The organism is Limnobacter thiooxidans, assembly GCF_036323495.1.
Classification (GTDB): Bacteria; Pseudomonadota; Gammaproteobacteria; order Burkholderiales; family Burkholderiaceae_B; genus Limnobacter; species Limnobacter thiooxidans.
In genome coordinates this window covers 1985043-2009666 of record NZ_AP028947.1, presented here as the reverse complement: position 1 = coordinate 2009666, position 24624 = coordinate 1985043, and the positions used below count along the sequence as shown (strand labels likewise).

16 protein-coding genes and 1 tRNA gene are annotated in these 24624 nt (G+C 54.4%); 16 read left to right on the top strand and 1 reads right to left on the bottom strand.

Annotated elements, in window-relative coordinates; genetic code table 11:
* Window positions 1–54: 54 nt before the first annotated feature.
* Complete coding sequence (purL, locus tag RGQ30_RS09220; RefSeq protein WP_130556195.1) at window positions 55–4107, top strand: phosphoribosylformylglycinamidine synthase; 4053 nt, start codon at window positions 55–57, stop codon at window positions 4105–4107.
* A 5-nt stretch (window positions 4108–4112) separates the two neighbouring features.
* Window positions 4113–5243 (top strand): DUF3734 domain-containing protein, encoded by a 1131-nt coding sequence (locus RGQ30_RS09215; RefSeq protein WP_338284359.1) that lies wholly within the window; start codon window positions 4113–4115, stop codon window positions 5241–5243.
* Window positions 5244–5246: 3 nt separating this feature from the next.
* On the opposite strand, the gene RGQ30_RS09210 is transcribed toward RGQ30_RS09215, so the two are convergent.
* Window positions 5247–7532 (bottom strand): TIM-barrel domain-containing protein, encoded by a 2286-nt coding sequence (locus RGQ30_RS09210; protein WP_130556196.1) that lies wholly within the window; start codon window positions 7530–7532, stop codon window positions 5247–5249.
* 88 nt (window positions 7533–7620) lie between these two features.
* On the opposite strand from RGQ30_RS09210, the gene RGQ30_RS09205 reads away from it, so the two are divergent.
* The 14 genes from RGQ30_RS09205 (at window position 7621) to RGQ30_RS09140 (ending at window position 24606) form a co-directional block, all read left to right on the top strand.
* The gene (locus tag RGQ30_RS09205; protein ID WP_338284358.1) at window positions 7621–8277 is read left to right on the top strand and encodes a TetR/AcrR family transcriptional regulator; all 657 of its coding nucleotides are present in this window, start codon (window positions 7621–7623) and stop codon (window positions 8275–8277) included.
* 51 nt (window positions 8278–8328) lie between these two features.
* A complete protein-coding gene (locus RGQ30_RS09200) occupies window positions 8329–9045 on the top strand; it encodes a uracil-DNA glycosylase (protein WP_338284357.1) in 717 nt (238 codons plus the stop codon).
* Entirely contained in the window at window positions 9045–11048 is a 2004-nt protein-coding gene (gene uvrC / locus RGQ30_RS09195) for an excinuclease ABC subunit UvrC (RefSeq protein ID WP_130556198.1), read from the top strand. The genes RGQ30_RS09200 and uvrC overlap by 1 nt, the downstream gene beginning before the upstream one ends.
* A gap of 82 nt (window positions 11049–11130) precedes the next feature.
* A complete protein-coding gene (gene pgsA, locus RGQ30_RS09190; RefSeq protein ID WP_130556199.1) occupies window positions 11131–11700 on the top strand; it encodes a CDP-diacylglycerol--glycerol-3-phosphate 3-phosphatidyltransferase in 570 nt (189 codons plus the stop codon).
* Between the two features lie 19 nt (window positions 11701–11719).
* Entirely contained in the window at window positions 11720–13066 is a 1347-nt protein-coding gene (locus tag RGQ30_RS09185) for a DUF3422 family protein (RefSeq protein WP_130556200.1), read from the top strand.
* Between the two features lie 66 nt (window positions 13067–13132).
* Window positions 13133–13222, top strand: a tRNA-Ser gene (locus tag RGQ30_RS09180).
* Between the two features lie 475 nt (window positions 13223–13697).
* A complete protein-coding gene (locus RGQ30_RS09175; protein WP_130556201.1) occupies window positions 13698–14108 on the top strand; it encodes a hypothetical protein in 411 nt (136 codons plus the stop codon).
* Complete coding sequence (locus RGQ30_RS09170; protein WP_130556202.1) at window positions 14105–15022, top strand: MlaD family protein; 918 nt, start codon at window positions 14105–14107, stop codon at window positions 15020–15022. Before RGQ30_RS09175 ends, RGQ30_RS09170 begins: the two co-directional genes overlap by 4 nt.
* Window positions 15019–15840, top strand: coding sequence for a tetratricopeptide repeat protein (locus RGQ30_RS09165; RefSeq protein ID WP_130556203.1), 822 nt, complete (start codon window positions 15019–15021; stop codon window positions 15838–15840). The genes RGQ30_RS09170 and RGQ30_RS09165 overlap by 4 nt, the downstream gene beginning before the upstream one ends.
* Window positions 15837–17618 carry a CHASE2 domain-containing protein gene (locus RGQ30_RS09160; protein WP_130556204.1) on the top strand — a complete coding sequence of 594 codons (1782 nt, stop codon included), beginning with the start codon at window positions 15837–15839 and terminating at the stop codon, window positions 17616–17618. The genes RGQ30_RS09165 and RGQ30_RS09160 overlap by 4 nt, the downstream gene beginning before the upstream one ends.
* 11 nt (window positions 17619–17629) lie before the next feature.
* On the top strand, window positions 17630–18454 hold the full coding sequence (locus RGQ30_RS09155; RefSeq protein ID WP_130556205.1) for a hypothetical protein: 825 nt from the start codon (window positions 17630–17632) through the stop codon (window positions 18452–18454).
* A gap of 131 nt (window positions 18455–18585) precedes the next feature.
* On the top strand, window positions 18586–19107 hold the full coding sequence (locus tag RGQ30_RS09150) for a hypothetical protein (protein WP_338284356.1): 522 nt from the start codon (window positions 18586–18588) through the stop codon (window positions 19105–19107).
* 17 nt (window positions 19108–19124) lie between these two features.
* Window positions 19125–22814, top strand: a complete 3690-nt coding sequence (locus tag RGQ30_RS09145; RefSeq protein WP_338284355.1) for a caspase family protein — start codon at window positions 19125–19127, stop codon at window positions 22812–22814.
* Complete coding sequence (locus RGQ30_RS09140; protein ID WP_130556207.1) at window positions 22801–24606, top strand: caspase family protein; 1806 nt, start codon at window positions 22801–22803, stop codon at window positions 24604–24606. Before RGQ30_RS09145 ends, RGQ30_RS09140 begins: the two co-directional genes overlap by 14 nt.
* Window positions 24607–24624: the final 18 nt, after the last annotated feature.

Here is a 24624-nt window from a genome sequence, read left to right as displayed (position 1 = left end):
AGCGGGCTGTAGCACTTATAATTCAAGATTACCTCAACCACCCCTCCTGCTGTCATGTCTCTTGCCCTGTCTTCGGCTGATCAATTCGATGTTTCCACCTTCAATGGCGCGTCCGCCCTGTCTGCATTTCGTTCAGAAGGCTTGTTGAAGCGCCTTCAGGCGATCGATTCCAATGTGTCTGCGGTTCGTGCGCATTTTGTGCATTTCGTGGCAGCCAAAGGTGCACTTGAGGGGCAAGCCCGCCTGGTGATGGAAGGGTTGCTGGATTACGGTCATCCAGCCCCGGCGCTGGATCGTGTGGATGTTGCGTGCGTGGTGGTGCCCCGTTTGGGCACAGTCAGCCCATGGGCCTCCAAGGCCACGGACATTGCCCACAATGCGGGCCTTGCGCAGGTGGTGCGCATGGAACGCGGCATTGAATTCCAGTTGAGCTTCAAAAAGGGTTTGTTGGGTGGAACGAAATTGCCCGATGGGCAGGCGCTCGCGGCCTTGAAATCAGCGCTTTACGACCGAATGACAGAAACTGTGCTGCCTGATGGATTTGATGTCAAAAGCCTGTTCCTGCCGCTGCAAGGCAAAAGCCTGCAGATTGTAGAATTGAACCAGGCTGGTGGGGGTCGCAACGCCTTGGTGAAAGCCAACAGCGAATTGGGCCTGGCCTTGAGCGACGATGAAATTGACTACCTGCTGGACGCCTACACCACGATGGGCCGTTCCCCCACGGACGTGGAATTGATGATGTTCGCGCAGGCCAACAGTGAGCACTGCCGTCACAAGATTTTCAATGCGACCTGGACCATTGACGGTGAAGCACAAAGTGAAACCCTGTTTGGAATGATCCGCAACACCCACAAAACCACGCCGCAAGGCACAGTGGTTGCGTATTCCGACAACGCAGCGGTGATTGCAGGTGGCCAGGCTGAACGTTTCTTTGCTGATGCAGATGGCGTGTACCGTCCGCATGCGGAAACCACGCATTTCGTGATCAAGGTTGAAACCCACAACCACCCCACGGCCATTTCGCCGTACGCCGGTGCAGCCACAGGTTCAGGCGGTGAAATTCGTGATGAAGGTGCAACTGGCCGCGGCGCAAAACCAAAAGCCGGTTTGTGTGGATTCACTACCTCCCATTTGCGGTTTGAAGGAAGCACTGAAAGCTGGGAAAGCGGGCAAGACGCCCTGGTGCCGCTTGAGCAGCGCTCAGATACACCACAGCCAGTTGGCATTCCTTCGCGCATTGCCACGCCTGAACAAATCATGATTGATGGTCCCATTGGTGCGGCCGCATTCAACAACGAATTCGGTCGCCCCAACCTGGGTGGTTATTTCCGTACATTCGAGCAGCGCGTTGGCGATCGGGTTTATGGTTATCACAAGCCCATCATGATCGCGGGTGGCCTGGGCAATATTCGCGAGGTGCACACGCACAAGTGCGAATTGCCAGCGGGCAGTTTGCTGATTCAGCTGGGTGGCCCCGGCATGCGGATTGGCATGGGTGGTGGCGCAGCTTCTTCCATGAATGCCGGAACCAACACCGAGTCGCTGGACTTTGATTCTGTGCAGCGCGCCAACCCCGAAATGGAACGCCGTGCGCAGGAAGTGCTGGACCGTTGCTGGACAATGGGCGAAGCCAACCCGATTTTGAGCATTCACGACGTGGGCGCGGGTGGCATCTCCAACGCATTCCCAGAACTCGCTGATTCATCGAACAAGGGCGCTGAATTTGATTTGCGCAAGGTGAACCTGGACGAAAGTGGTTTGAGCCCGGCTGAAATCTGGTGCAATGAATCCCAGGAACGCTATGTGATGGGCATTGCGCCCGAGTCACTTGAGCTGTTCACGCAGTTGTGCGAACGCGAGCGTTGTCCATTCTGCGTGGTGGGTGTGGTCACCGATGAACGCCAGTTGAAAGTGCTTGATGCGGAAAGCACCAGCAACCCAGTGGATATGCCCATGGAAGTGTTGTTGGGCAAGCCGCCGCGCATGGAACGCAACGACAAACGCGTTGAAACAGTGAAAGCGGAAATGGACCTGACCCAAACTGCATTGGCTGAGGCGATTGAGCAGGTCTTGAAGTTTCCTGCAGTGGCTTCCAAGCGGTTCCTCATCACGATTGGTGACCGCACGGTCGGCGGCTTCACAGCACGCGACCAAATGGTCGGCTCGCACCAAGTGCCTGTGGCTGACGTGGCCGTAACGCTGGACGATTACACAGGCTATACCGGCCAGGCGATGGCCATGGGCGAGCGCACACCGTTGGCGGTGTTGAATGCACCCGCTTCAGGCCGCATGGCAATTGCCGAAAGCCTGACCAACCTGTTGGCAGCCCCCATTGAAAAGCTCGAAGACGTGAAACTGAGTGCGAACTGGATGGCGGCCTGTGGCACGTCGGGCCAGGATGCGGCACTGTTTGACACTGTCAAAGCGATTGGCATGGATTTGTGCCCCCAATTGGGCCTGGGCATTCCGGTAGGCAAGGATTCGCTTTCAATGCGCACCCGCTGGAATGAAGGCGATGTACAAAAAGAAGTGACTTCACCGGTCAGCCTGATCGTGACAGCCTTTTCGAAGGTTAGTGATGTGCGCGGCACATTGACCCCTGTGTTGAAAACCGATGCAGACACAGTGCTGGTGCTGGTCGATTTGGCGCGCGGCAAAATGCGCATGGGTGCCAGCGTGCTGGCCCAGGTGACGAACCAGTTGGGCGACGCAACACCTGATGTGGAAGACGCTGCAGACCTGAAGAATTTTGCACTCGCCATCAACGCCCTGCGCGAGAAGGGCTTGGTTCATGCTTACCACGACCGTTCAGACGGTGGTTTGATGGCCGCGCTGGCTGAAATGAGTTTCGCAAGCCGCACCGGTTTGTCGATCAACCTGGACCTGATCACGATTGATCCATATTCAGCCGACTGGGGCGACTTCAAGATTCGCCCTGAGCAGGTGAGTGTGCAGCGTGGTGAATTGACGCTGAAGGCCCTCTTCAACGAAGAACTGGGTGTGGTGTTGCAGGTGCCTGCCGCGCAGAAAAGCGAGGCCATGCAAGTGCTGCGCGACTTCAGCTTGAGCAAGTACAGCAACATCATTGGCAAGCCCAACGACCGCGATGTCATCGAGTTTTACCGCGATGCCAAGTGCATTTATTCGGAAAGCCGCAGCAAATTGCAAAGCATCTGGGACGACACCAGCTACCAGATCGCCAAGCGCCGCGACAACCCGGCCTGTGCAGAAAGTGAACACAAGGCCGCGGCTGAATTGCCCAATGGCCTGGTGTGGCAGCCTGCCTTTGACATCACTGAAAACCCGGCAGCGCCGTTCATTGCAACAGGTGTGAAGCCACGTGTGGCCGTACTGCGCGAACAGGGTGTGAATGGCCAGTTGGAAATGGCGGCTGCATTCACACTGGCAGGTTTTGAGGCTGTGGACGTGCACATGAGTGACCTGTTGACTGGAAAGCGCAAGCTGGCTGAATTTCAGGGCCTGGCAGCATGTGGTGGTTTCAGCTATGGTGACGTGCTGGGTGCCGGCGAGGGCTGGGCGAAAACCATTCGCTACAACAGCATTCTGGCTGATCAGTTTGCCGAGTTTTTTGGTCGGGGTGATGTGTTCGGGCTGGGTGTGTGCAACGGTTGCCAGATGATGGCCACATTGGCTGACCTGATTCCCGGTGCCACGCACTGGCCCAAGCTGATGCGCAATGAAAGCGAGCAGTATGAAGCGCGCCTGGTGAATGTGAAGATCAACAAGTCACCTTCGATTTTGCTGCAAGGCATGGAAGGGTCGGTGGTGCCCGTGGTGGTGGCGCACGGTGAAGGCCGTGCAGACTTTTCACGGCAAGGCGATCACCGCGCATTGACTGCGGCCGGTTTGGTGGCTGTGCAGTATGTCGATTCGCAAGGCCAGCCCACGCAGCAGTACCCATTCAACCCCAATGGAAGTCCAGAAGCACTCTCCGGGTTTACGACACCGGACGGTCGGTTTACCATCATGATGCCGCACCCGGAACGCGTGTTCCGCAATGTGCAAATGAGCTGGTCACCGAAGGATGTCGGTGAGTTTTCTCCGTGGATGCGCATTTTCTACAATGCGCGAAAAAATTTGGGATAAATCTATTGCTTGCAAACAAAGAGTGGAAAGAAAAGTCGGTTTTGGTTTTGCAGGGCGGAGGCGCCCTGGGGTCGTATCAGGCTGGCGCCTATGCGGCTCTTCACGAAGCCGGGTATGACCCGGACTGGCTCGCGGGCATATCAATCGGCTCAATCAACTCGGCAATCATTGCAGGCAACCCACCTGATCAGCGCGTCAAAAAACTGCGCGCTTTTTGGGAGCTTGTATCCTCCAACCTTCAAATGCCCCACGTGTCTTTCGGCGAGCAGGGGCGTGTGCTGTACAACCGGCTGAATGCGGGTTTGGTTGCGGCTTGGGGGGTTCCCGGTTTTTTCAAGCCCCACAGCCCATGGGCATTTCTCAACCCGTTTTACCCCGCAGGCAATCACAAAATCAGTGTTTACGACACGTCTCCACTGAAAGACACTTTGCTTGAGTTGATTGATTTTGACCGGATCAACAATGGCGACATACGCCTGAGCGTGGGCGCAGTGAATGTGAAAAGTGGCAACTTCACCTATTTTGATTCCAAAAAAATCGAGATACGGCCAGAACACATCATGGCCAGCGGTTCATTGCCTGAGGGTTTTCCGCCAATTGAAATTGACGGCGAATGGTATTGGGATGGCGGCCTGGTTTCCAACACACCTCTGCAATATGTCATTGATGAGCAGTATCGCGATGACATGTGTATTTTTCAGGTGGATTTGTTCAGTGCCGAGGGCCCGATGCCCGAGGATTTGTTCGATGTGTCACAGCGCATCAGTGACATTCGTTATTCAAGCCGAACCCGTTTGAACACCAAGGTGTTCAAACAAACCCAACAGGTGCGCCACACCATCGCTCGCTTGCTGCGAGAGTACCCGGATCAAACTGTGCTGGATGACAAAGACCTCAAGTTGCTGAAACACTGGAGTTGCGATTCCGCCATCACGATTGCACACCTGATTTACCGCCAGAAAGAATATGAAGTGCATTCGAAAGACTACGAGTTTTCACGCTTGTCGGTGAATGAGCACTGGCAGTCGGGCTTGGAGGATGTGCAGTTCACGCTCGCACAGCCCGAATGGATCAACAGGAAGCGACCTGTGGATGGGGTGAAGGTGTTTGATTTCAAGCACAAGCGAACTGGGTGAAAATCAAAAAGGGTTGCTGCCGCATCGGAAAAAGTAGGGCAGTTTGTTCAAAGGGGCAGATATGGATTTTGTCGACGGCCCGGTGTACTCCGCTTTGTTTTCAGGGTCTTGCCAGCAGCCAATAGGGAAATAAACTTCCCTCATGGTGCTGCCTTCTGTCACCACGGGTGCTACCAGCACATCGTCACCCAGCATCCACATCTGGTCTTGTGTCACGGCTTGCGGGTCGTCTGGAAACATCAGCCAAAGCGGCCGCGTGGGCGGTAGGCCCGTGGTTTGTCCCGCCTGCCAGGTCTTCAGAATGTAGGGCGTGGCCCTTTGATGAAGTGCGGCATAGGTTCGGAAAATTTCCACGGTTTCATCATCAAACGACCAAGGCATTCGAACACCTTTGCTGGCCGAATTGTGTACGCGGAACACGGGTGACAGGGCAGCCCATTGTGTCCAGCGAATGAACAGTTCCTTGCTGGTCACCGGGGTGATCAGGTCAATGTACCCACCAATGTCGGTATTAAAGCCCCATGCGCCGCCAACCGCACGGTTCAGCATGTTTGTAGTCAGGGATGCAATGCCTGAAGCCCGTGACCAGTCGGTGGATTCATCACCGGGGAAATTTGAGTTTTCGAAACTGGCCGAACTGCCACCTAGCGCGTGTCGACCCGAGAACCCGGCACGGGTGTAGAAAAAAATATCGCGGCCAGTCTCCAGTTTGTATTCATCCAGAATTTGTCGCGTGACCTTGTGAAACAGGGTGGGGTAGGCGTTGTGCAGGGTAACGCCCGTGCTGCCGTCTGAAAACTGCATGCTGTTTAGCACGTTCTCGCCAAAGTCCTGCATGAATCCATCTGCACCAAGTTCCAGCATTTCCAGGACTCGACCTTTCCACCATTGCACGGCTTTCGGGTTTGTAAAATCAATCACGCCACCCACACCAACGAAGAAGGTTGAGCCGAAAAAGTAGGGCAAACCACCGGGTGTACGTGCAAGGTAGCCGTTCAGGATTGCTTGCGAGAAAGTTTCCGGGCGTTCGGTATTGGCAATGTCCACCCCCACATAATTGCGAATGTACAAATAGCTTTTAAGGCCCATGCTGTTGAGTTTGCGGATGGTTTCCCGGGTGAACTCTCGGGGAAGAATGTCCCAGGCTTCAAAGGCATAGCCGCGCACCGGGAGTTTCAGCACGCGCAACATTTCAAGGTCGTCGTTGACCTTCGCCATGTAGGTGTCTGCATTGTCTGCCTGTGCACCCAAGGTGCGGATGGTGCGGGATATCACTGGGCCAAGCGCCCAATCTGGCGGTGTTCTATGCCGGCCGTTGATGCCAGACAACTTTGCAGTGGCTTCCTTCACATCTCCGGCGGCCACCAGGAAACGCGTGGAGGCACCTGCCACCGAGACCCGCCAAGCCTGCGCAGCAGCCCCTCCATCGCGCTGTGTACCCATTCGAAACACCGCAAGGCGTGTGTCGTCCAGTAGAAACGAATAGCCTTTGCTGGATACAAATCCGGCTTGTACGTAATAGGCTGCATCTGGCCCGGAGGGGAACAGGTAAGTTTCACCCTGAGTGCCCGGCAGCACATTGACACCCGGTTGCAGCGGGCCTGCACCCAAGTTTTGGGCCTGAATATATGAGATCACATCGTTGCCGCGTTGATTCAGCGAATTGTGTCGACCGCCAAATCCATAAAATGCCTCGTCGGCTTTCATTTTGAAAGCCAGGCCTATGCTGCTGACTCCCAGTGCGGGTTCCACCGAAACCGACACTTCCTGTGAACCCATTTCCGCAGCTTTTGCAGACACCTGAATACGCCGCCCTGCCGGGTCGTTGGTGGAGTAGGTGAGTGTTCTAACCCCGTTGGCCTGCGTGTCCTCCAGTAACTCGCGGGCATGAAAAACCAGGCCAGCAGAGGCACCCGTCAATATATTTCCCACCCAGGGGCCTGCTGGCCATTCCGGGTTGACCTGTCCCCCCACCTCGTAGGAAATACCGGCATACGAGGCCAGTTCAGGCAGGTTGTTGGACCCTAGCGGTTCATTGATTGCCAACGCGATTGGTGCGCCTTGGCGGTCAAAAGGCATGCTTTCAAGCACAACTTGACCGGCTTGATTCTGAAACTGCAAACCTGTGGATTCAGCCTGGTAATTAAACCGGGTTGACTGAATAACCGGATCAGTCTCACTGGGGGAAATGCTGACCCCGCGCGATACAGGTTCTGTGTCCGAGTCTACACAGGACACCAGCAACCCACTTGCGATCAGGTACATCAAGGACAGGAGTATTTTTTGCATCAATTTTTATGATTGGTAGTTTTAAATGCAAGTATTAATTTAACAAGCATATTAAAATAATAGAAGTGCAATTTTACCTATGGTCACCATGCCCAAGTCATCCGATGTTGTTCCACCCGTCAAACGCATGGCTGGTCGCCCTGTGTTGACTGATCAGGATCGAGATCGCAGTCGACAAAAAGTACTGGATTGTGCTGCCAGTGTTTACGGCAATGTCGATTACAAGTCGCTTCGTGTGGATGATTTGATTCAGGCCTCTGGCATTTCCCGGCCTACCTTTTATTCCCTGTTTTCCAACAAGGAAGAAGTGCTGGAGTTGCTGGTTCGGCAAGCCAATGACACCTTGCTTCAGGGTGTTGTTGATGCAGTGGCCCATGCGCACAGCCCGGAACAGCAATTGACCCTTGCCCTTCGGGCCTATGTGGAATGGGGGTGCAATGCGGGCCCTGTTGTTCGTGCCATTTATCGTGAAGCAAGAATAGAGGACTCACCTGCCTATGCGCCGCGAGCGCAGATGTTGCAGGCTTTGGGACAGTTATTGCAGGAACATGCGAGCCTTGCCGGCTATTCACCACCTTCAGCACTTGTTGAAGCCTGCTGCATTGCAATTGAGCATCTTGGCAGCCGGCTTTTTGCGGCCGAATTCATTTCCCCTGAATTGAAGGATCAAACCTTGCAACACATGCATCGGGTAGCCAGTGTGCTGTTTCCTGAATCGGACCTGTGTGCGCCACACGCAATCTGACTGTACTCAAAACCGTTAGAATGGAGGCCAATCAATCTGGAACCTCCCTCAATGAGCAAAGCGCCTGACAAATCGGCCATCACTTCCGCTGCATCCCGATGGCAACCCCTTGCCATGGATCAGCAATGGCCCGCCAAGGTGTTTGATGTGAATTGCACAGCGTGCCCGCGCCTTGCCCAATTTCATGAACAAAACCGGGTCAAGTTTCCAGACCATTTCAATGGCCCGGTGCCACCTTTTGGCCCTGCCGATGCGGACTTGCTGATTGTTGGCCTGGCCCCCGGCCTGCATGGTGCCAATCGAAGTGGCCGGCCTTTCACGGGCGACTTCTGCGGCGACTTGTTGTACAGCACCTTGCACAAATTCGGTTTCGCCAGCAAACCTGTTTCCACGGCAGTGGGTGATGGACTGGTGCTTGTGAATGCACGCGTCAGCAATGCGGTGAAATGTGTGCCCCCCGAGAACAAACCCACACCAGCCGAAGTGAAAACCTGCAACGGATATATTGCCCATGAATTCAATGCGCACCCGCCACGTGCCGTGCTGGCATTGGGTTTGGTGGGCCACCAGGCCGTATTGAAAGCCATGCAGCTCAAACAAAGCGCATTCAAGTTCGGGCATGCGGCCGAACATGACCTGGGCGCGTTTCGCCTGTTCGACAGTTACCACGTCAGCCGATACAACACGCAGACAGGCCGCTTGACCACGCCCATGTTCGAAGGGGTACTCGATTCGATCAGTCAATACCTGAAGGCAAAAGGGCAGTGATGACGCAGGAGCAACAATCGCTGGATGCACCGTTTGATATCGCCGTGTTTCTGAGAGACCTGACCACGCGGCCAGGTGTGTATCGCATGATCGATGCAAACGGTGTGGTGATGTACGTGGGCAAGGCGAAGAACCTGAAAAAGCGGGTGTCTTCCTATTTCCAGAAGACCCACGCCAGCCCGCGCACCAGCCACATGGTCGAGCGTATTGTGCGTGTTGATGTGACACCCACGCGCACGGAAGCAGAAGCGCTTCTGCTGGAAAACAACCTGATCAAGAGCTTGAGCCCACGCTACAACATTCTGTTCAGGGACGACAAAAGCTACCCCTATCTGCGTCTGACCAATCACACTTATCCGCGTGTGGCCTATTACCGCGGTGCGGTGGACAAACGCTCGCAGTTTTTTGGACCTTTTCCAAATGCCTGGGCAGTGAAGGAAAGCATCCAGGTTCTTCAGCGTGTGTTCCTGTTGCGCACCTGTGAAGACACGGTGTTTGCCCACCGTTCGCGCCCCTGTTTGCAGGCCCAGATTCAACGGTGCAGCGCGCCTTGCGTGAACTGGATCAGTCCGGAAGACTATGCGAAGGATGTGGATGCAGCGTCCCGTTTTTTGCGGGGTGATCACAAATCGGTGTTGGCCAACCTCGAAGAAAAAATGCTGGAAGCCAGCGGTTTGCTGGAATTTGAAAAAGCGGCGATGTACCGCAACCAGTTGGGTGCGCTAAGCCGGGTTCTTCAGAAGCAATCGGTCGATACCACAGGTGGTGACGACGATGCAGACGTGATCGCCGTGGTGATTCAGGGTGGTGCCGTGTGCGTCAACCTAGCCATGGTGCGGGGTGGTCGCCATCTGGGTGACAAACCCATGTTCCCCAGCGTGGCACAGGCCACTGAGGATATTGGCCCCGAGGTGCTGGAAGCCTTTTTGAGCCAGGCCTATGTGGACCGGCCAATTCCCAACCTGTTGATTGTGAACCAAGACCTCGACGCACCTGAATTGCTGATGGCCTTGAGTCAGCAAGCGGGTAAAAAAATCAACCTGATTCGCCAACCGCAAAGCGAGCGACGCAAGTGGTTGGACATGGCGGTGGACAATGCCCAAATTGCCATTCAGCGCCGAATTGCGGAGCAGGGGTCTGCCCAATTTCGCACGCGTGCGCTGGTGGAAACACTGGGGCTGGAGGCACGGCTGGAGGAAGCATATCAAGCCGGTGATGCAGTCAATATGCTGGGCGGCGTGCTTAAAACCCCTTCAGTGGGCAAGGCCGCAGCCGAGGCGGATATTCCCGCTGGCACCGAACAGGCATTGGGTCAACAAGGCGAAGCGCCGCCTGAAGAAGTGGATTTGCTGGCCACATTGCGTGTGGAGTGTTTTGACATTTCCCACACAGCGGGCGAGGCCACGCAGGCTTCGTGTGTTGTGTTCCACAACCACGACATGCAAAGCCGCGAATACCGGCGCTACAACATTGAAGGCATTACACCGGGAGACGATTATGCAGCCATGAGACAGGCTGTGACACGGCGATACCAGCGTGAAGGCAAAACCCCGATCGTGATGCCGCATATTGTGTTGATTGACGGTGGCAAGGGCCAGATTGAAGTGGCCCGGCAGGTGTTTGAGCAACTGGGCCTGGACATCAGCCTAATTGTGGGCGTGCAAAAAGGCGAGAACCGAAAGGTGGGCCTTGAAACGCTGGTATTTCCCGATGGCAGGCCAAGCCTTGAGCTGGGGCCAGGTCACCCGGCCCTGATGCTGATTGCCCAGATTCGCGACGAGGCCCACCGATTTGCCATCACCGGCATGCGGGCCAAGCGTGCCAAGGCGCGGCAGGTGTCCGAGCTGGATGAAATTGAAGGCATTGGAGCCCGTAGAAAGCAGAAGCTGTTGACGCGATTTGGCGGCTTGCGCGGCGTGAAGGCTGCCAGTGTGGAAGACCTTCAAACCGTGGACGGCATCTCCAAAACACTGGCTGAAGAAATTTATCGGCGTTTGCATTGAAGAATTGCGCCTCAAGCGGTGTGTGCGCTGATATATTCTGTACCTCTAAAGAGTGTATTTACCTAACAAAAGAAGAGCATCTATGCCACTGAACCTGCCCATGATCCTGACCTGGGTCCGGATTGTTCTCATCCCCCTGGTCGTTGGCATTTATTTTCTGCCCGAAACCGTCATGTCCATTTCCATGCAGAACTGGGTGGGTGCCTGGGTGTTTATTTTTGCAGCCATCACCGATGCGGTCGATGGATACCTGGCCCGTCGCTGGAATCAGACCTCGGCATTTGGCGCATTTCTGGATCCGGTGGCTGACAAGTTGATGGTCGGCGCTGCGCTGATTGTTCTTGTAGATCTGGGCCGCATTGGCCCCTTTCTCGCGTTGATCATCATCGGTCGTGAAATCACCATTTCTGCCTTGCGTGAATGGATGGCCAGCATCGGTGCGCGCAACAGCGTGGCTGTGAACTGGCTGGGTAAATTCAAAACCATTGCGCAAATGGTGGCCATTCCCATGCTGTTGGTGAATGAAGTTTGGATGGGCATCGATTTTCATGTGCTTGGCACACTGGCCATTTACGTGGCTGCGGTATTGACCGTGTGGTCGATGTGCTACTACCTGATGAAAGCCTGGCCTGATATCCGCGACCGAAGCTGAGTTCTTTTCCACTTTTTCCATGAACAAAAGCAACCTGTTGCCCCAGCAGTACCCCTTGCGGCAATCGCTGAATGACGAAGTGCATTCAAGGCCCACGGAAACCCTGTGGCCGCAGGAGCGGGTGTTCCACATCGCCTTGCTGGTGCAGGGGGATGTGACGCCTCAAATTGTGTCCCAACTTTTGGCATTGGTGGATTACTGTGGGTGCAAACCGGTTTCAGATGCCGAGCTTGCTGCACCCCAGGTCAGTTTGAGTTTGTGTGGTGGTGAGTCTGCCTTGCGCCTGCGTCTTGAACGCCACAATGAATTCATCACCTTGACCTTTTTTGAACGCGCCGACCACGCCATTGTGTTTGATCGCCCGGTGACGCGCCGTTTGCCGCCGAGCTGGATGGCTTCATTGCCTGGCACCATGCTGGTGGCCATTGAATTGTTTGTTCAAAAAACCGAGACCCCGCGCGAGCCACGCACTGTGGCGGGTTATTTCGACGGCAACACCCTGATTGGCGGCATGATTGCCAATGGGGCAGGGCAGGTATTTTCTGATTTGAAGATCGCGGACCGAGGGGCAACCCGAATCTTGATCTGCAACCTGAAAATGGGTTCGCGCCAGCTGGGCCGAGTGGTACAGCGCACCATCGAAATGGAAACTTACCGCATGATGGCGCTGTTGAGTTTTCCGGTGGCCAGGGCGACATTGCCCAAGCTGTCTTCCTATGAAGATCGGCTGGTGAAGCTGGCCACCGAAATGGCGGCTACTAGCCAGTCCGAGGTCTTGCTTGAAGTCACTGCTGCAGATGTGGAAATAGATCATCACCTGTTAAGCCAGTTGACTGACTTGGCCGCCAAGGTCGAGCAGTTGAGTGCCGAAAACCGGGTACGTTTTACTGCAGCAGAGGCTTACACCGACCTGGTGAAAAAGCGCATCGCCGAGTTGAAAGAAATTCCCATGGTGGGCATGCAGACTTTCGGCGAATTCATGGACCGTCGCTTAGGGCCCGCCATGAAAACATGCACTTGGACAGCGCGCCGTCAAGACGAACTGGCAGCTCGTATTTCCAGGGTGACCCAGTTGCTGCGTACCCGGGTTGAGGTTGAGCGAGAAAGTCAGAACCAGCGTTTGCTGACCAGCATGGACAAGCGGGCGAAGGCGCAATTGCGCCTTCAGGAAACCGTGGAAGGTTTGTCGATTGTGGCCATTTCCTATTACGGCGCCAGCTTGATGGGTTACCTCGCCAAGGGCGCCAAGGGTTTGGGCTGGGCTGTATCGCCTGACTTGGTCACGGCTGTCGCCATTCCAGTGATTGCGGTGCTGTCGTACGTCAGCATGCACGCCATGAAGAAGCGCATGGGCCTGAAGGCCTGAGTATTTTTCAGAATTCTTGGCTGCTTGTTTCCAATTTCAGGATATTGTGGTTATAATTGCGGGCTCGGAAGCTTGGGTGAGCGGTTTAAACCAGCAGTCTTGAAAACTGCCGAGGATGTGAGTCCTCCGTGAGTTCGAATCTCACAGCTTCCGCCAAAAACATTGAAACCCGCCCTCATGCACATGTCGGCGGGTTTTTGTTTTTGCGACCTGTGAGGAGATTCGAACGAACGGATCGTAAAAATTTCAGTTCGGTGGAGTTTGCGCCAGCGAACGAAACGAGGGAGCACCGGCAGGTGCGATAACAATCTCATGGTCTCCACCAACTATTTCTTTTTTTCATACTTGAGCCGAATCAATAGCGACGTTTTCGGGACCAGTTCGCTCGCTTAACTCCAGTCAGTTTGACGCAAGGCCGCCAATAAAACTGAAAAAGCGTGGCGCAACTTTTTGGCCAATCTCTGATTCAGAGCGATTCATATCCTTCAACTAAAATTGTAGAAAATCTGAGCCATACAAGGTCATCCGATCTATGCATGTTTAGTAATTTGCCTTACATTGACAGGGTGTAAAAAACGAGCAGCATTCGAATTTAAGAAACGCCGTCAATTAAGGGGGCACCGTGCTAGTCATGGAAAACGGAAGTGTTGCTGTTCATCGGGCTCGCCCCGGTTTGTTCCCTGATCTGAGTCTTCTTCAAAACCTCCTGCTTGAAAATTCACTGCTGGGAGATACCGCGATCGATGAGGCCACATTGCGTGAAGTGGGGCGTTTGTTTGAGCGTTGCGGTTGTCACTTCGATTTGTCCCTTTTTGAAAGCTCTTGGCCAGAAGACGCTTCACCGAGCCAGTTGTTGATGATTTGGCTGGGGCGCAGCATTTTAAGTGCACCAGTACACCTGCTGATTCTTGAATCAGATTGGCCCGGTGATTGTGATGTGACGATTGAACAGTTCAAGAACGCTTATCAATGGAGTTATCCCTGGCGTCGTTTGACCTTGGGCACTACAGATAACGCTGCCGTGGTGGATGCAAACCCATGAGTTCAGTGCCCTCCCCACTGTCAGTCCGTGATCAGCAGATCAAGCGAACGGCTCGCTCGCTTTGGTTACTCACGTTGTTTCTGCTGCTTGGCCTGCTTGCGTTGGCCGCCTATAGACAGGGAATCTTCACCCCCAGCACTCGCGTGTATCTTGTGCTTCCCGGTGCATCGGGTCTCGATGTGGGCGCGCCTGTGCGCTTGCGAGGATTTCAGATTGGAGAGGTAGCGGCCATTCGTTTGCAGGATGACCTCACCGTGCAGGCCGAGCTTCAGTTGGAGTCACAACGCCTTCCTCTCCTGAGCATTGACACTACAGCTCGTATGGCCCGTGATACGCCGGTTGCTTCAAAGCACATTGATCTTTATCCCAATCCCGCCCAACCTGTCCGCCTGGCACAAGGGCATCAATTGACTTTTGAAGAGGGGCAGGAAATCGATGATCTGCTGGCCACGGTCAAGCGATTGATGGAGCAGATGAACACCACCTTGGCCAAGGTGGAACCCATTTTGGAAAATGTTGACCGCGTAACTGCCGGGCTGGCAGAAGGCTTGCCCGCTTTGCAAAGCACAGGCCTGCAAATTGCCAGCAGTGCTCAAACCACAGCCAAGAATATCGAACGGACAAGCATGGCAGTGAATGTCATGGTTCAGGACATGTCCGCCAATCGCTCGGTGATGTTTGAACAGCTCAACTCGATCCTGCTCAATGCCCGGCAAAGCAGCGAAGCCGTGAACAGCATTGTGCAGGACATCCAGCGCAAGCTGCCACCGGCTCTCGATTCAGGTCAGCAACTGCTCAATGATGCGCAAGACATGAGTGATGGCATCAGGCAACGCTGGCCGTTTTCGTCGTTGCTCAGCGTGCCTTCGGCATCGTCCGTTCCCCTGGAAAGTTTTGAAGGTACAGCGCCATGAGGGCGGTGTTCTTGATGGCAGGTGTGTGTGTCGCCCTGGTGGCCTGCGCAGCTTCTCCGCTGCCCGAAAATCCAGTGTTGTTGAAAGCCAGGCAGGCCGAAAACATGGCTACTCAAGCCCAAAGTCGGGGTCAGTATGAGCGCGCTGCAGAACACTGGAACCAAGCCGTGTTGCGTTATGACGCACTGGCAGACCCCGTCGGTTTTGGTCGTGCGGTCGTGGGTTTGAGTCGTGCTCTGGTCGATTCTGGCCGTCGAACAGAAGCGTTGGCGAACTTGAATGTTTCGCTATCGCGGGCTGAAGAACTGCCAATAGACATTCAGATTGAATTGTTGGCACGACGGGGTGGAATCCATTTGCAAACTCCCGAAACTTTGGACAAGGCGGGCAGTGATCTGCGTCAGGCAGATGCTTTGTGTGGCAACCGGTGCCGGTTCTCTGCAGCGCTTCATGGGCTGCAGGCCCGATTGGCCATTGTGCAGGGGCGCATGGCCGAAGCCCGGCTTCATATTCAGTCTGGTGTGTTGGCGCTTGCTTCCCAGGAGTCAGGCCAAGGGGTTGAACGCGCAAATCTTGGGCGACTGTTTGCCGTAGTTCAAATGAAAGAAGGTCAGTATGATCTGGCGCGTCAATCTGCTGAAGAGGCGCTGATGTTGGATCGCAGCCTTGGTCTGCCCGACCGGATCGTGATGGATCTGGAGCTTCTGGCGTCCATTGCCAAGCTGCAGAAACAGCCCGCGCAGGCCAGTCAGTTTGAGGAACAGGCCCGCCGCGCAAAGGCTGCCTTGCTTCAATTGCAGGGCAGGGCACAACCATGAACTGGCTGTTGCGATTCATCGATCGCATTCAGCTTCGGCTGATTCAGGGCGGCTCGCTGGTCAATGTGCTGGTGTTTGCTGGTCTTTGCCTGTTTGGGTTTGCCCTGCAGAGCTTCACCTCTTTTCAGGCTGCAGAATGGAAACTTTACGATCGCGGGGTCGGACTGATTCGCACCTTTGCGCCCAGTACCGTGGCCAATGATGTAGTTGTGGTTGGTATTGATGAGGAAACCTTTCGACAGTTTTCCGAGCCGTTCGCGCTTTGGCATCCACACTTTGCTGATCTGCTTCAGGCCTTTGTTTTGGCCAAGCCCAGTGTCGTCGGGATGGACATTGTGCTTCCCGACCGAAGCTATGAAGCAGTTGTCCCAGGTATTGATCGTGAATTGATGCGCGGCTTGCTCCAGGTGCGTTCAGAAGTACCTGTTTTTTTTGCCCAAACCCTGGATGATACCAACCGACCCCGGCCAATTTTTGCCGGGTTTCGTGCATTGATCGGTGAGGATCGATTTGCTTCAGCAGTGCTGTGTCTTGATGAAGATTCCGTGTTGCGTCGGCATCTTGCTGACGGTTGCGCCGACTCGGGTTCTTCCAGCGCCCTGGCTTCGAAAATGGCGCAGGCCCTGGGCGTGTCTGATCGCGGCCTTGGGCTCGTTGACTTTCGGGCTGGCGGTATGATTGAGCCCATCCCCATGCACCGCATCATTGATCTTTACAAGCAAGGCGAGCACGGGAAGCTGCGCGAATTGCTGGGTGGCAAGCCGGTGCTGGTGGGCCTGGTTTTGCCTTTGGAAGATCGTTTGAGGGTGCCTGTTGCCCTTCAAGCTCTGGAGCCAGAGAATCGCCGCGTGCCGGGGGTCATGGCCCATGCACAGTTGCTTCGTACCTTGATCAATCACGGGCCGATTCAACAAGTGCCTTTCTGGATTGAAGGTGTCTTGATCGCTTTGGCCTGTCTGTGGTGGTTTGCGCCTCACGGTTTTCAGAAAAGCCTGGTCTACTGGAGCCTGTTTGTCTTGTTGCCCTTGTTCAGTCTTTACCTGCTGTGGTTGGGCATTCTTCTCATGCCCGCGGGCATTTTGCTGGTGGCAAAAACTGCCTTCGTGACGCGGCAAGGTGTGGACTGGTTGAGAATTGAGCATCATCGCAAGCGCCTGATGGAGGCGTTCACGGGACATTTGAGCAAGGCTGCCCTGCAAAGATTGGTGCATGAACAACCCGCGGACACGGATGTTGGTTTGAAAACAGAACAGGTACATGCCGTGGTGCTTGCATGTCGACTTCATGCCCCCGGCTTGTTGGCCTCTACCCCGTCTGTAAGGTTGTCAGGTTTCTCCAAATACTATGAAGCCATCAAAATTGCAGTCAATAAAAGTGGTGGCATGGTCGACCGTTTACAGGACGACGAGGTTTTGGCGTGGTTTGGAACGCCTCTCAAGCTGGATGATCCGGAACGGGCAGCCCTGGAGGCTGCCCTGTTCATCCGGCGCGAATCGCATACTTGGCTGCAACTGCTGCAACAAGACGGCTTGGTGTATTGCCTTCAAATAGGAATAGCAAGTGGTGAATTGGTCGCTGGCCGCGCTGCGCTCGGAGATGCCAATCCATTTGTGGTGATTGGCCCGGCAATCGAGCAAGCCCGTACCCTTGCGCGAGACAGTGCGGCGCTGTCTGAGGGGACTTCCATTCGTGTGTGCCCACAAACTGCTGCTGCCTTGAAGGGACATGGAATGGCTCTCGACACTGGCGGCAAATCCTATCAATTGATTTTGAACTGAAGGTGAACTTGATGAAACAACGGGTCTTGATTGTGGTTTCCTTGTCAATGTTCTTTCAGTCGACCTGGGCCGCAAGTGTGGCTGTCGTGGTGGACGTGCAAGGGGGCGCCTCTGTCAAGATTCCTGGGGCTGCCAACAAGTCGCTCAGTATTCTGGATTATCTGCCCGAGCAAACAGAGATTCAGCTCGATGGCAAAGGGAAAGTGCAGCTGGTCTCCCTGAGGGCTTCTCAGGAGTGGTTGCTGGAAGGGCCAGGGCGTTATGTGATTCAAGACCGTTCAATTGAACTTCTACAGGGTAAAAAGCCAGCGAAGTTGATGAAGGCAGCCAATACAGCGGGCTTGAGTGCAATGGAGGCCCCACATAAGGAGAAGATGGCCTTGGGCGCTGTGGTCATGCGCGGTGAATCATCTGCCAAGATGTTGGGGCCTTTCGATACCCCGGTGCTGGCGAACCCGCCCACCCTGTATTGGGAGCACGATCGCCCAGTCAAAGTCGTGTTGACTGAAGCGGGCAGTGGCAAATTAATAATGAGCAAGGTTGTGGATGCACGGCAATTGATTTTGAGTAAACCTCTACCCGTTGGCAATTATCGCTGGTCGCTTCGCGATGAAACAAAGGACTCGGTATTGGCTGAAGCCTCTTTTGAAGTACTGGCCAAAAACGATGCGCGTCGCCGAGGGCTTGAGTGGCCCGTTCGGGGTGCTGTTGCACAGCAGGTAAAAGCTGCTGCAGCACTTGATCAGGCGGGTTTTTCTTACGATGCGTGGCTGATATGGAAAGGGCTGGCGGCAAGCCGTCCACAGGATGAAGGTTTACAGGCATGGGTGCGATGAGACGCTTACTTCGAGCACAGTCCGAACGGCTCGCGATGCTCTGGCTGGCACGGCATCGGTTAAAGCGTCCCGTGGTACAAGTCCAGGTCAGTCGAGCGTATGGGCAACATTTGGCGGTTGTTTGGCCAGGCATGTTGGCTTGCACAGTGTTGTGTGGCTTGTTGCTTTTTCAGGTCATGCCCGGGCTTGTTGACAGTGCCGTTAATTTGGCCACGCAAGGTTTGTGGTCGGCATGGATGGGGGTCCTGACCCCAGTGTTGACCATGATTGCGATTTTCGCGGTCACGCGCTTGCATTTTTTTCCGTATTTCAACGAGCAAACCGATGCCAGAATGCGCGATTATCTGGACGGTGTGGGGCTGGGGGTTGCCGATTATCCCGGTATCGGTTGGATAAAGGCGTGCTGCCAAACCAGCCTGAGTTGTGCAGTCATTCTTCTCAGCGGGCCACTGTGCGTGGGGGCAATGTGTGTGCTTGTAAACCCGGACCGTTCCGTTGTGCTGGCATTGGACGCCGCATTTACAATTACCTCGCCATGGCAGGTATTGCGGGCGGTCTTCATAACAACAGCCCTGGGTGGACTGGTGGCGGTGGTGCAGTTGCTCCGTTATTGGCCAGTCGATCGCTGGGTTCAACAATCTACTGTCAAGTGAGCGATGTGATGGGTTTGATGAGTTTCGCCAAGTGCCTGTGGGTGCCTCCGTTTCTTCTGGGTTCAATCCTGACCTTGAGCAGTTACGCTTTTGCTGACACTGAGCAGGCAGAGGTATTTGTTCAAACTGGTCACACCATGTCAACAACCGCCGTGGATTATTCACCGAACGGACAACGCTTGGTCAGTTGTGATGGAAGTGGTTCAGTGATTGGTTGGGATGCCGAGAGCGGCCTGCAATACAGGGGCTTGTATCGTCACTTGGGTCTTTGCCTGAATGCAGCCTTTTCACGTGATGGCCAGCGAGTGTATTCCACAGGGGGGGCAAAGGACGGGCAGCAGCTCGTGGAAACTGACTATTCAAGCGGTTCCTTGCGACAGGTGTGGACTGGTCACACCGGGTTGATTGTCGGCATGTTGGTCAAGGAAGACGGCGTGTGGACCTTGGGCGAAAGTGACGGCTTGAAGTTCTGGCAAGCAGGGCGATCAAAAGCTGTACGTACAGTGCCCCTTCCAGCTGTGCAGTTTGGAAATGCGAGTCAGTTGGCGGGAACAGAACATTCATCCAGTTTGTGGGTTGGTAATCGACTGGGGCAAGTGCTCGAAGTGCCAGAAAGCGGAAAGCCTCGTCTGCTTGCTTCTTTGGGTGAGGAAGTGTCAAGCCTTGCAGTATCACCCGATGGTGCACGCATCGCGGTGGGCCTGGGAACCTTCATGGGGAGCAAGAGTAGCGCCATCGTGTTGCTTGACGCAGCATCGGGGACAGTCATTCGCAGCCTTGAAGGTCATTCTGGCAGCCCTGTGTCGATTGCTTTTTCGCCAGATGGCAAAACATTGGGAACCCTTGCTCAAATCGATTTGCAGAAACTGATGACTGGCAGTGCAGGTGCATTGGCAGGGCAGGAAGAGTTAAGGCTGTGGTCTGTTGAAACAGGCCAATTGTTGTCAACTGCGATCAATGAGCGCAACGCTTTGGGTACGCCGTTCATCAGGGCCCAGTTGAAGTTTTCGCGAGATGGGCAGTCGTTGGCTGTTGCGGCATGGGATGAAGCTGTGCGCTTGTATGCCTTGCCTTCTCTTTCGGCAGAATTGAAAACCACGCGTGTCCTTGAGGGGCGCGGTGCGCCAGCACTTCAAGTGGCGCTTGATGGGCAGGGCAAGAATCTGGCAGTTTCAGCGGGCCGCCCCCGCAATAAAAAAGCCGCTGAATACTATGAGGCTGCCCAACTGATTCAAGATTTTGGTGGTGAGTCGAATTTCACCCGCGAACAATTGGCTCGTCTGTCGGTTTTGTATGGTCCTAAAGGATTTCGCAAACATCGTCAAACCGTGTCCATCTGGGATTTGACTGATGGACAAATGAAATCCACAGTGAATTGGCAACTCGGCCCGACAAGTTGGTTGTCCACGTCAAAAGGTGGCTCTGGCTTTGTGTCCCTTGCTCCTCTGTTTCCGAATACTGTAACTGTGTCGCCGCTGAAAAGCAGGTTGATTCGTGAAGCCAGTCTTTTGAGCAGCGGTGAGACAAGTTTTCAACACTTCAGTTATGAACGCAATCAGGGTGAACCTGACCGAGTCACCGATGACATGGTACAGGGCGGTGATGAATCTTACGCCGCTGATTTAACGAGTCAAAATCGGGAGGGAACGGTGACAGCAGTGGCATCCACCCGCTTGAATTCTGACCCTGCGCAGCGCGATCACCGTGTTCATGTGTTGATGAAAAAGTCGAACACCCGACAGCTGCCTGGCGAATGGGCATTGCCCGGAAAGGCGATTGCAATGGCAGTAAGCCCGGATGGGAAGATCGTGTGGGTGAGCATCAGCGTTCAAGGCGCATTGTATTCAGACAACCACCAGGGGCGCGCCATTGCATTCGATACCCAATCAGGCCAGTTGTTGGGTCAATGGAATTTACCCAAAGGGGTGACGGCGTATCAAATGGCGGTCCATTCGGTGGGGCGTGGCGCGGTTTTTGGTGGCGACAGTCGATTGCTTGTCGCGCAAATTGGTCGAAAGGCGTTGACCCAACAGGTGGTGTGGCGCGGGGCAGATCGGCCTGTCACGGCACTCAGTGTGTCAGCCGATGGCAATCAATTGGCGGTATCGAATACGGCCGGGCAGACGGCACGGCTGGATTGGTCAAACGTATCCCTGATGAAACTCAAATGGTCCGGCGCGTTGAGTGAACCATTTCCATCGTTGTGGGCGTGGTCTGACGATCAGAAATTCCTGGTGGCAGCCAGCGATGATGGCCGTGTTCGCATCCTGGATCCAGCAAGTGGAAAGACCCGCCTCAACCTTTTTCAATTTGATGAGCAGGAGTGGTTGAGTATTTCCAATGAGGGATATTTTGCAGCCTCTCCCAAAGGGGATGAGTGGATCAACGTTCGTGTCAACCAGCAGGTCTATCGAATTGGACAGTTTTATGATGTGTTCTACAGACCGGACATCGTACAGCGGGGTTTGCAGGGCTTGCCAATTGCTGATCTGGTAAGTGTTACGCTTGAAGACGCGATCAAACGACCACCTCCCCGAGTGAATTTGAGTGGGACGAGCGAGGGTGATCAAAGTACGGCTGAGATCAAACTGGATTTGCAAAATTCAGGTGGAGGTATCGGAGAAGTTCGTCTGTTGTTGAATGGCAAATTGCTAGCGCGTGAAAACACCGCCATCGATCAGGTCGTCAATCAACGGGCGCCAACTCCAGGCATGGCAAATCTTTCAACGGTCAAACCTGATGTGGCCGTGGCCGGTTCTCTGCGTGCGCTCAAGTTGGCCAGCAAAAAGCAGGTCGAGAAGGTGCGTCAGGCCAATGAAGTACAACAACTGGCGATCGAAACACGCGTTGACCTGGCGCCGGGAGAGAATGAAATAGCCGTGATGGCGCTGAACGCTGCGGGTGACTTGAGCAGTCGGCCAACTCGTGTTTCACTCTTCAATCCGGCAAAAGCCAAGGCACCCACATTGTGGCTACTGTCGGTGGGGATTGACCAGTTCAAGGCCAATCCGCAGGCGCCAAATCTTAATTTCGCAGTCAAAGATGCTCAGAGTTTTTCGCGCGAGTTGGCTTTGCCTTTGGCCCGGGCCGTGAAAGCTGCACGCACGGAAACAATTGAGCTGATCGATGTGCAAGCCACTCGAGACGGTTTGCAGCAGGCGCTGAATCGGGTCGCAGAACAGTCAAGTTCAGAAGATGTGTTTGTCTGGTTTGTTGCAAGCCATGGCACGCTCGATGACTTGGCCCAATACGGCATGGTGCTTCATGACTGGAATGGCAGCACCAGTCCAGGCCAGTTGTTCTCCTCGGATGAAATACTCAACGCTGCTACCCGGATCAAGGCTGCCCGGCAGTTGCTGATTCTGGATACTTGCCACGCTGGCGGATTGAATGGATGGCTTCGTGGTTTGTTTGATGCCCGTTTCTCGGTGTTGGCCCGCAATTCGGGTCTGCATCTTTTTGCGTCAGCAGGCGAGACCCAGCAAGCTTTGGACGGGTATCAGGGCAACGGTTTGTATACCCATGTGTTGTTGAAATCAATCCAGAACCCGGAAACAGATCAGAATCAGGATGGTCAGATTGACACTTCGGAGTGGGGTGCCATTGCAAAGCAGGAAACATCCCGTCTTGCCAGAATCTTGCGGCACCAGCAGGAACCAATGATGATGAATTTTGGAAAGGAAATCCCTGTTTATGAAAAACCCTAAGTCGATCATTTCTTTGTTGCTGGTGTTCGCCGCCTTCCTCGGTGGGCCGGTCCACAGCAGCGAGGATACTGTGTATGGCGTGGTGAAGTTTTTCGGTGCTGACTTGCGTGCGACACCGGAGGTACAAAGTGCTGTAGTGGTGTCTGTGCCGGCGGGTGAGAAAACCGAATACCTGCAAAGTAAAGGACCATTCTGGTGGAAAGTGCGCTGGAACGGACAGGAAGGCTGGCTGCTTCGTGCCTTGGTCGAGAAAATGACTGACGAGGAAATTGCAGCGGCGCAAGCCCCTGCTGATTCATCGAATACCACTGCTGCGGGCAAGGCTGTGCTTGCACCGATTCCGCCAGGCACGGGCAGGGCATTGGTGCTGGGGCTCTCAAACTATGCCCCTAATTCAGGTATTCCGAGCTTGCCTGGTGTGCCTGTGGACATGGTGAGTGCCACTTCAATGGCACAGATGATGGGCATTTCAGCCGACCGTGTCAGCGTACAGCGTGACCAGGCCTTGAACAAAACAGCCCTGTCGGCATTGCTGACACAACTGGCGCTTGATGTTCAACCTGAGGAGCCCGTGCTGATCTATTACAGTGGACACGGTGGCCGGGTAGACGATCCAGTTGCAGCAGGGCGTTGCATCGAAGGCTTGATCACTTATGAGGGTCAGTTGTTGACTGCTACTGAGATGGCTGATTTGCTTCGGCCAATTTCCCAGAAAACAGGCAACCTTTTTGTGTTCATTGATGCCTGCCATTCAGGTGGCCTCTCCACCACGCGCGCCATCGGCGAACCTGAATTACGCCCAAAGTTTTTCGCAAAAAGTGGTGCTGCGTCCAACTGCAGCGAGATCGTCAACATGCTTTCTGAACAGCCCGCATTAAGAGCCACTGGCAAGGAATGGGTTTATGCCGGTGCAGCCAGACCTGATGAGATATCACTGGACGATGCCAGAACAGGGGGGCTTGCCACATCAAACTGGCTGCGCTGTATGGCCAAGGCTGACAACAAAAGCTCGGTTGAGGAATTGCGTGCATGTACTCAGCAAGCCATCAACGCGCGTGTGCAGAACAGCAAGATTTACAAGCCACAAAACATGACCTTGACCGGTGATTTGTCCACTGCTCCGATGCGGGCCAATTTAACGCCTGAAGTGAAACAAGGTTTGGTGGCCAATTCATCTTTGGTGACTGCTGGGGAAAGCACTGAATCTGCGAAATCTTTCAACCTGCAGCAAGGGCTTGCAAAAAAGGGCATGTCGGTCCCCAACAATCTGGATGAGGCATTGCGCAATGTTCTCGCTGGATCCAGAAAGACCACCGGTCTCATTGTGGACTTACCTGCGCAGGTCAAAATCAATGGCGTTCCACTGTCCGGGAAAATTTCTGTCAAAGATGACAGTTACCTGTACATCTTTTATCGATCCTCTGATCGCAAGGGTCTTACCTTGTTATTTCCAAACGCTCTGGATAAAGACAATTTGATCAAGGCGGGTACGGCATTTTCATTGCCGAGGGCTGACTGGCCACTGGTGGCTGGCGGGCCCGAGGGGCAGAGCCAATTGGTGGTTGTGTCGTCCAGATATCCCCGAGACATCGCGCAACTGGTTGGAAAGATGACTGATCCTTTTTTCGAAGTCGCCATTTCCCCATTGGGTGGACAGGCATTTAACCTTGGCTTGTCCAGAACTGCATTCGAGCAGGATGAGTCATGCCAGAAACCTTCGCGTGCAACGCGCGGGGAATGGTGTGATGCGCCGTACAGCGCTGTTATCAAAACCCTTCGTGAGGTTCGCTGAGTAAGCGATTGAAATAGC

Bases quoted from the DNA above. Each gene is read 5' to 3' on its own strand.
- RGQ30_RS09205 (WP_338284358.1), top strand. From the start codon at position 7,621: ATGCCCAAGTCATCCGATGTTGTTCCACCCGTCAAACGCATGGCTGGT.
- RGQ30_RS09210 (WP_130556196.1), bottom strand. From the start codon at position 7,532: ATGCAAAAAATACTCCTGTCCTTGATGTACCTGATCGCAAGTGGGTTG.
- RGQ30_RS09200 (WP_338284357.1), top strand. From the start codon at position 8,329: ATGAGCAAAGCGCCTGACAAATCGGCCATCACTTCCGCTGCATCCCGA.
- RGQ30_RS09160 (WP_130556204.1), top strand. From the start codon at position 15,837: ATGAACTGGCTGTTGCGATTCATCGATCGCATTCAGCTTCGGCTGATT.
- RGQ30_RS09150 (WP_338284356.1), top strand. From the start codon at position 18,586: ATGTTGGCTTGCACAGTGTTGTGTGGCTTGTTGCTTTTTCAGGTCATG.
- RGQ30_RS09170 (WP_130556202.1), top strand. From the start codon at position 14,105: ATGAGTTCAGTGCCCTCCCCACTGTCAGTCCGTGATCAGCAGATCAAG.
- RGQ30_RS09165 (WP_130556203.1), top strand. From the start codon at position 15,019: ATGAGGGCGGTGTTCTTGATGGCAGGTGTGTGTGTCGCCCTGGTGGCC.
- pgsA (WP_130556199.1), top strand. From the start codon at position 11,131: ATGCCACTGAACCTGCCCATGATCCTGACCTGGGTCCGGATTGTTCTC.
- RGQ30_RS09140 (WP_130556207.1), top strand. From the start codon at position 22,801: ATGAAAAACCCTAAGTCGATCATTTCTTTGTTGCTGGTGTTCGCCGCC.
- RGQ30_RS09155 (WP_130556205.1), top strand. From the start codon at position 17,630: ATGAAACAACGGGTCTTGATTGTGGTTTCCTTGTCAATGTTCTTTCAG.
- uvrC (WP_130556198.1), top strand. From the start codon at position 9,045: ATGACGCAGGAGCAACAATCGCTGGATGCACCGTTTGATATCGCCGTG.
- purL (WP_130556195.1), top strand. From the start codon at position 55: ATGTCTCTTGCCCTGTCTTCGGCTGATCAATTCGATGTTTCCACCTTC.
- RGQ30_RS09145 (WP_338284355.1), top strand. From the start codon at position 19,125: ATGAGTTTCGCCAAGTGCCTGTGGGTGCCTCCGTTTCTTCTGGGTTCA.
- RGQ30_RS09185 (WP_130556200.1), top strand. From the start codon at position 11,720: ATGAACAAAAGCAACCTGTTGCCCCAGCAGTACCCCTTGCGGCAATCG.
- RGQ30_RS09175 (WP_130556201.1), top strand. From the start codon at position 13,698: ATGGAAAACGGAAGTGTTGCTGTTCATCGGGCTCGCCCCGGTTTGTTC.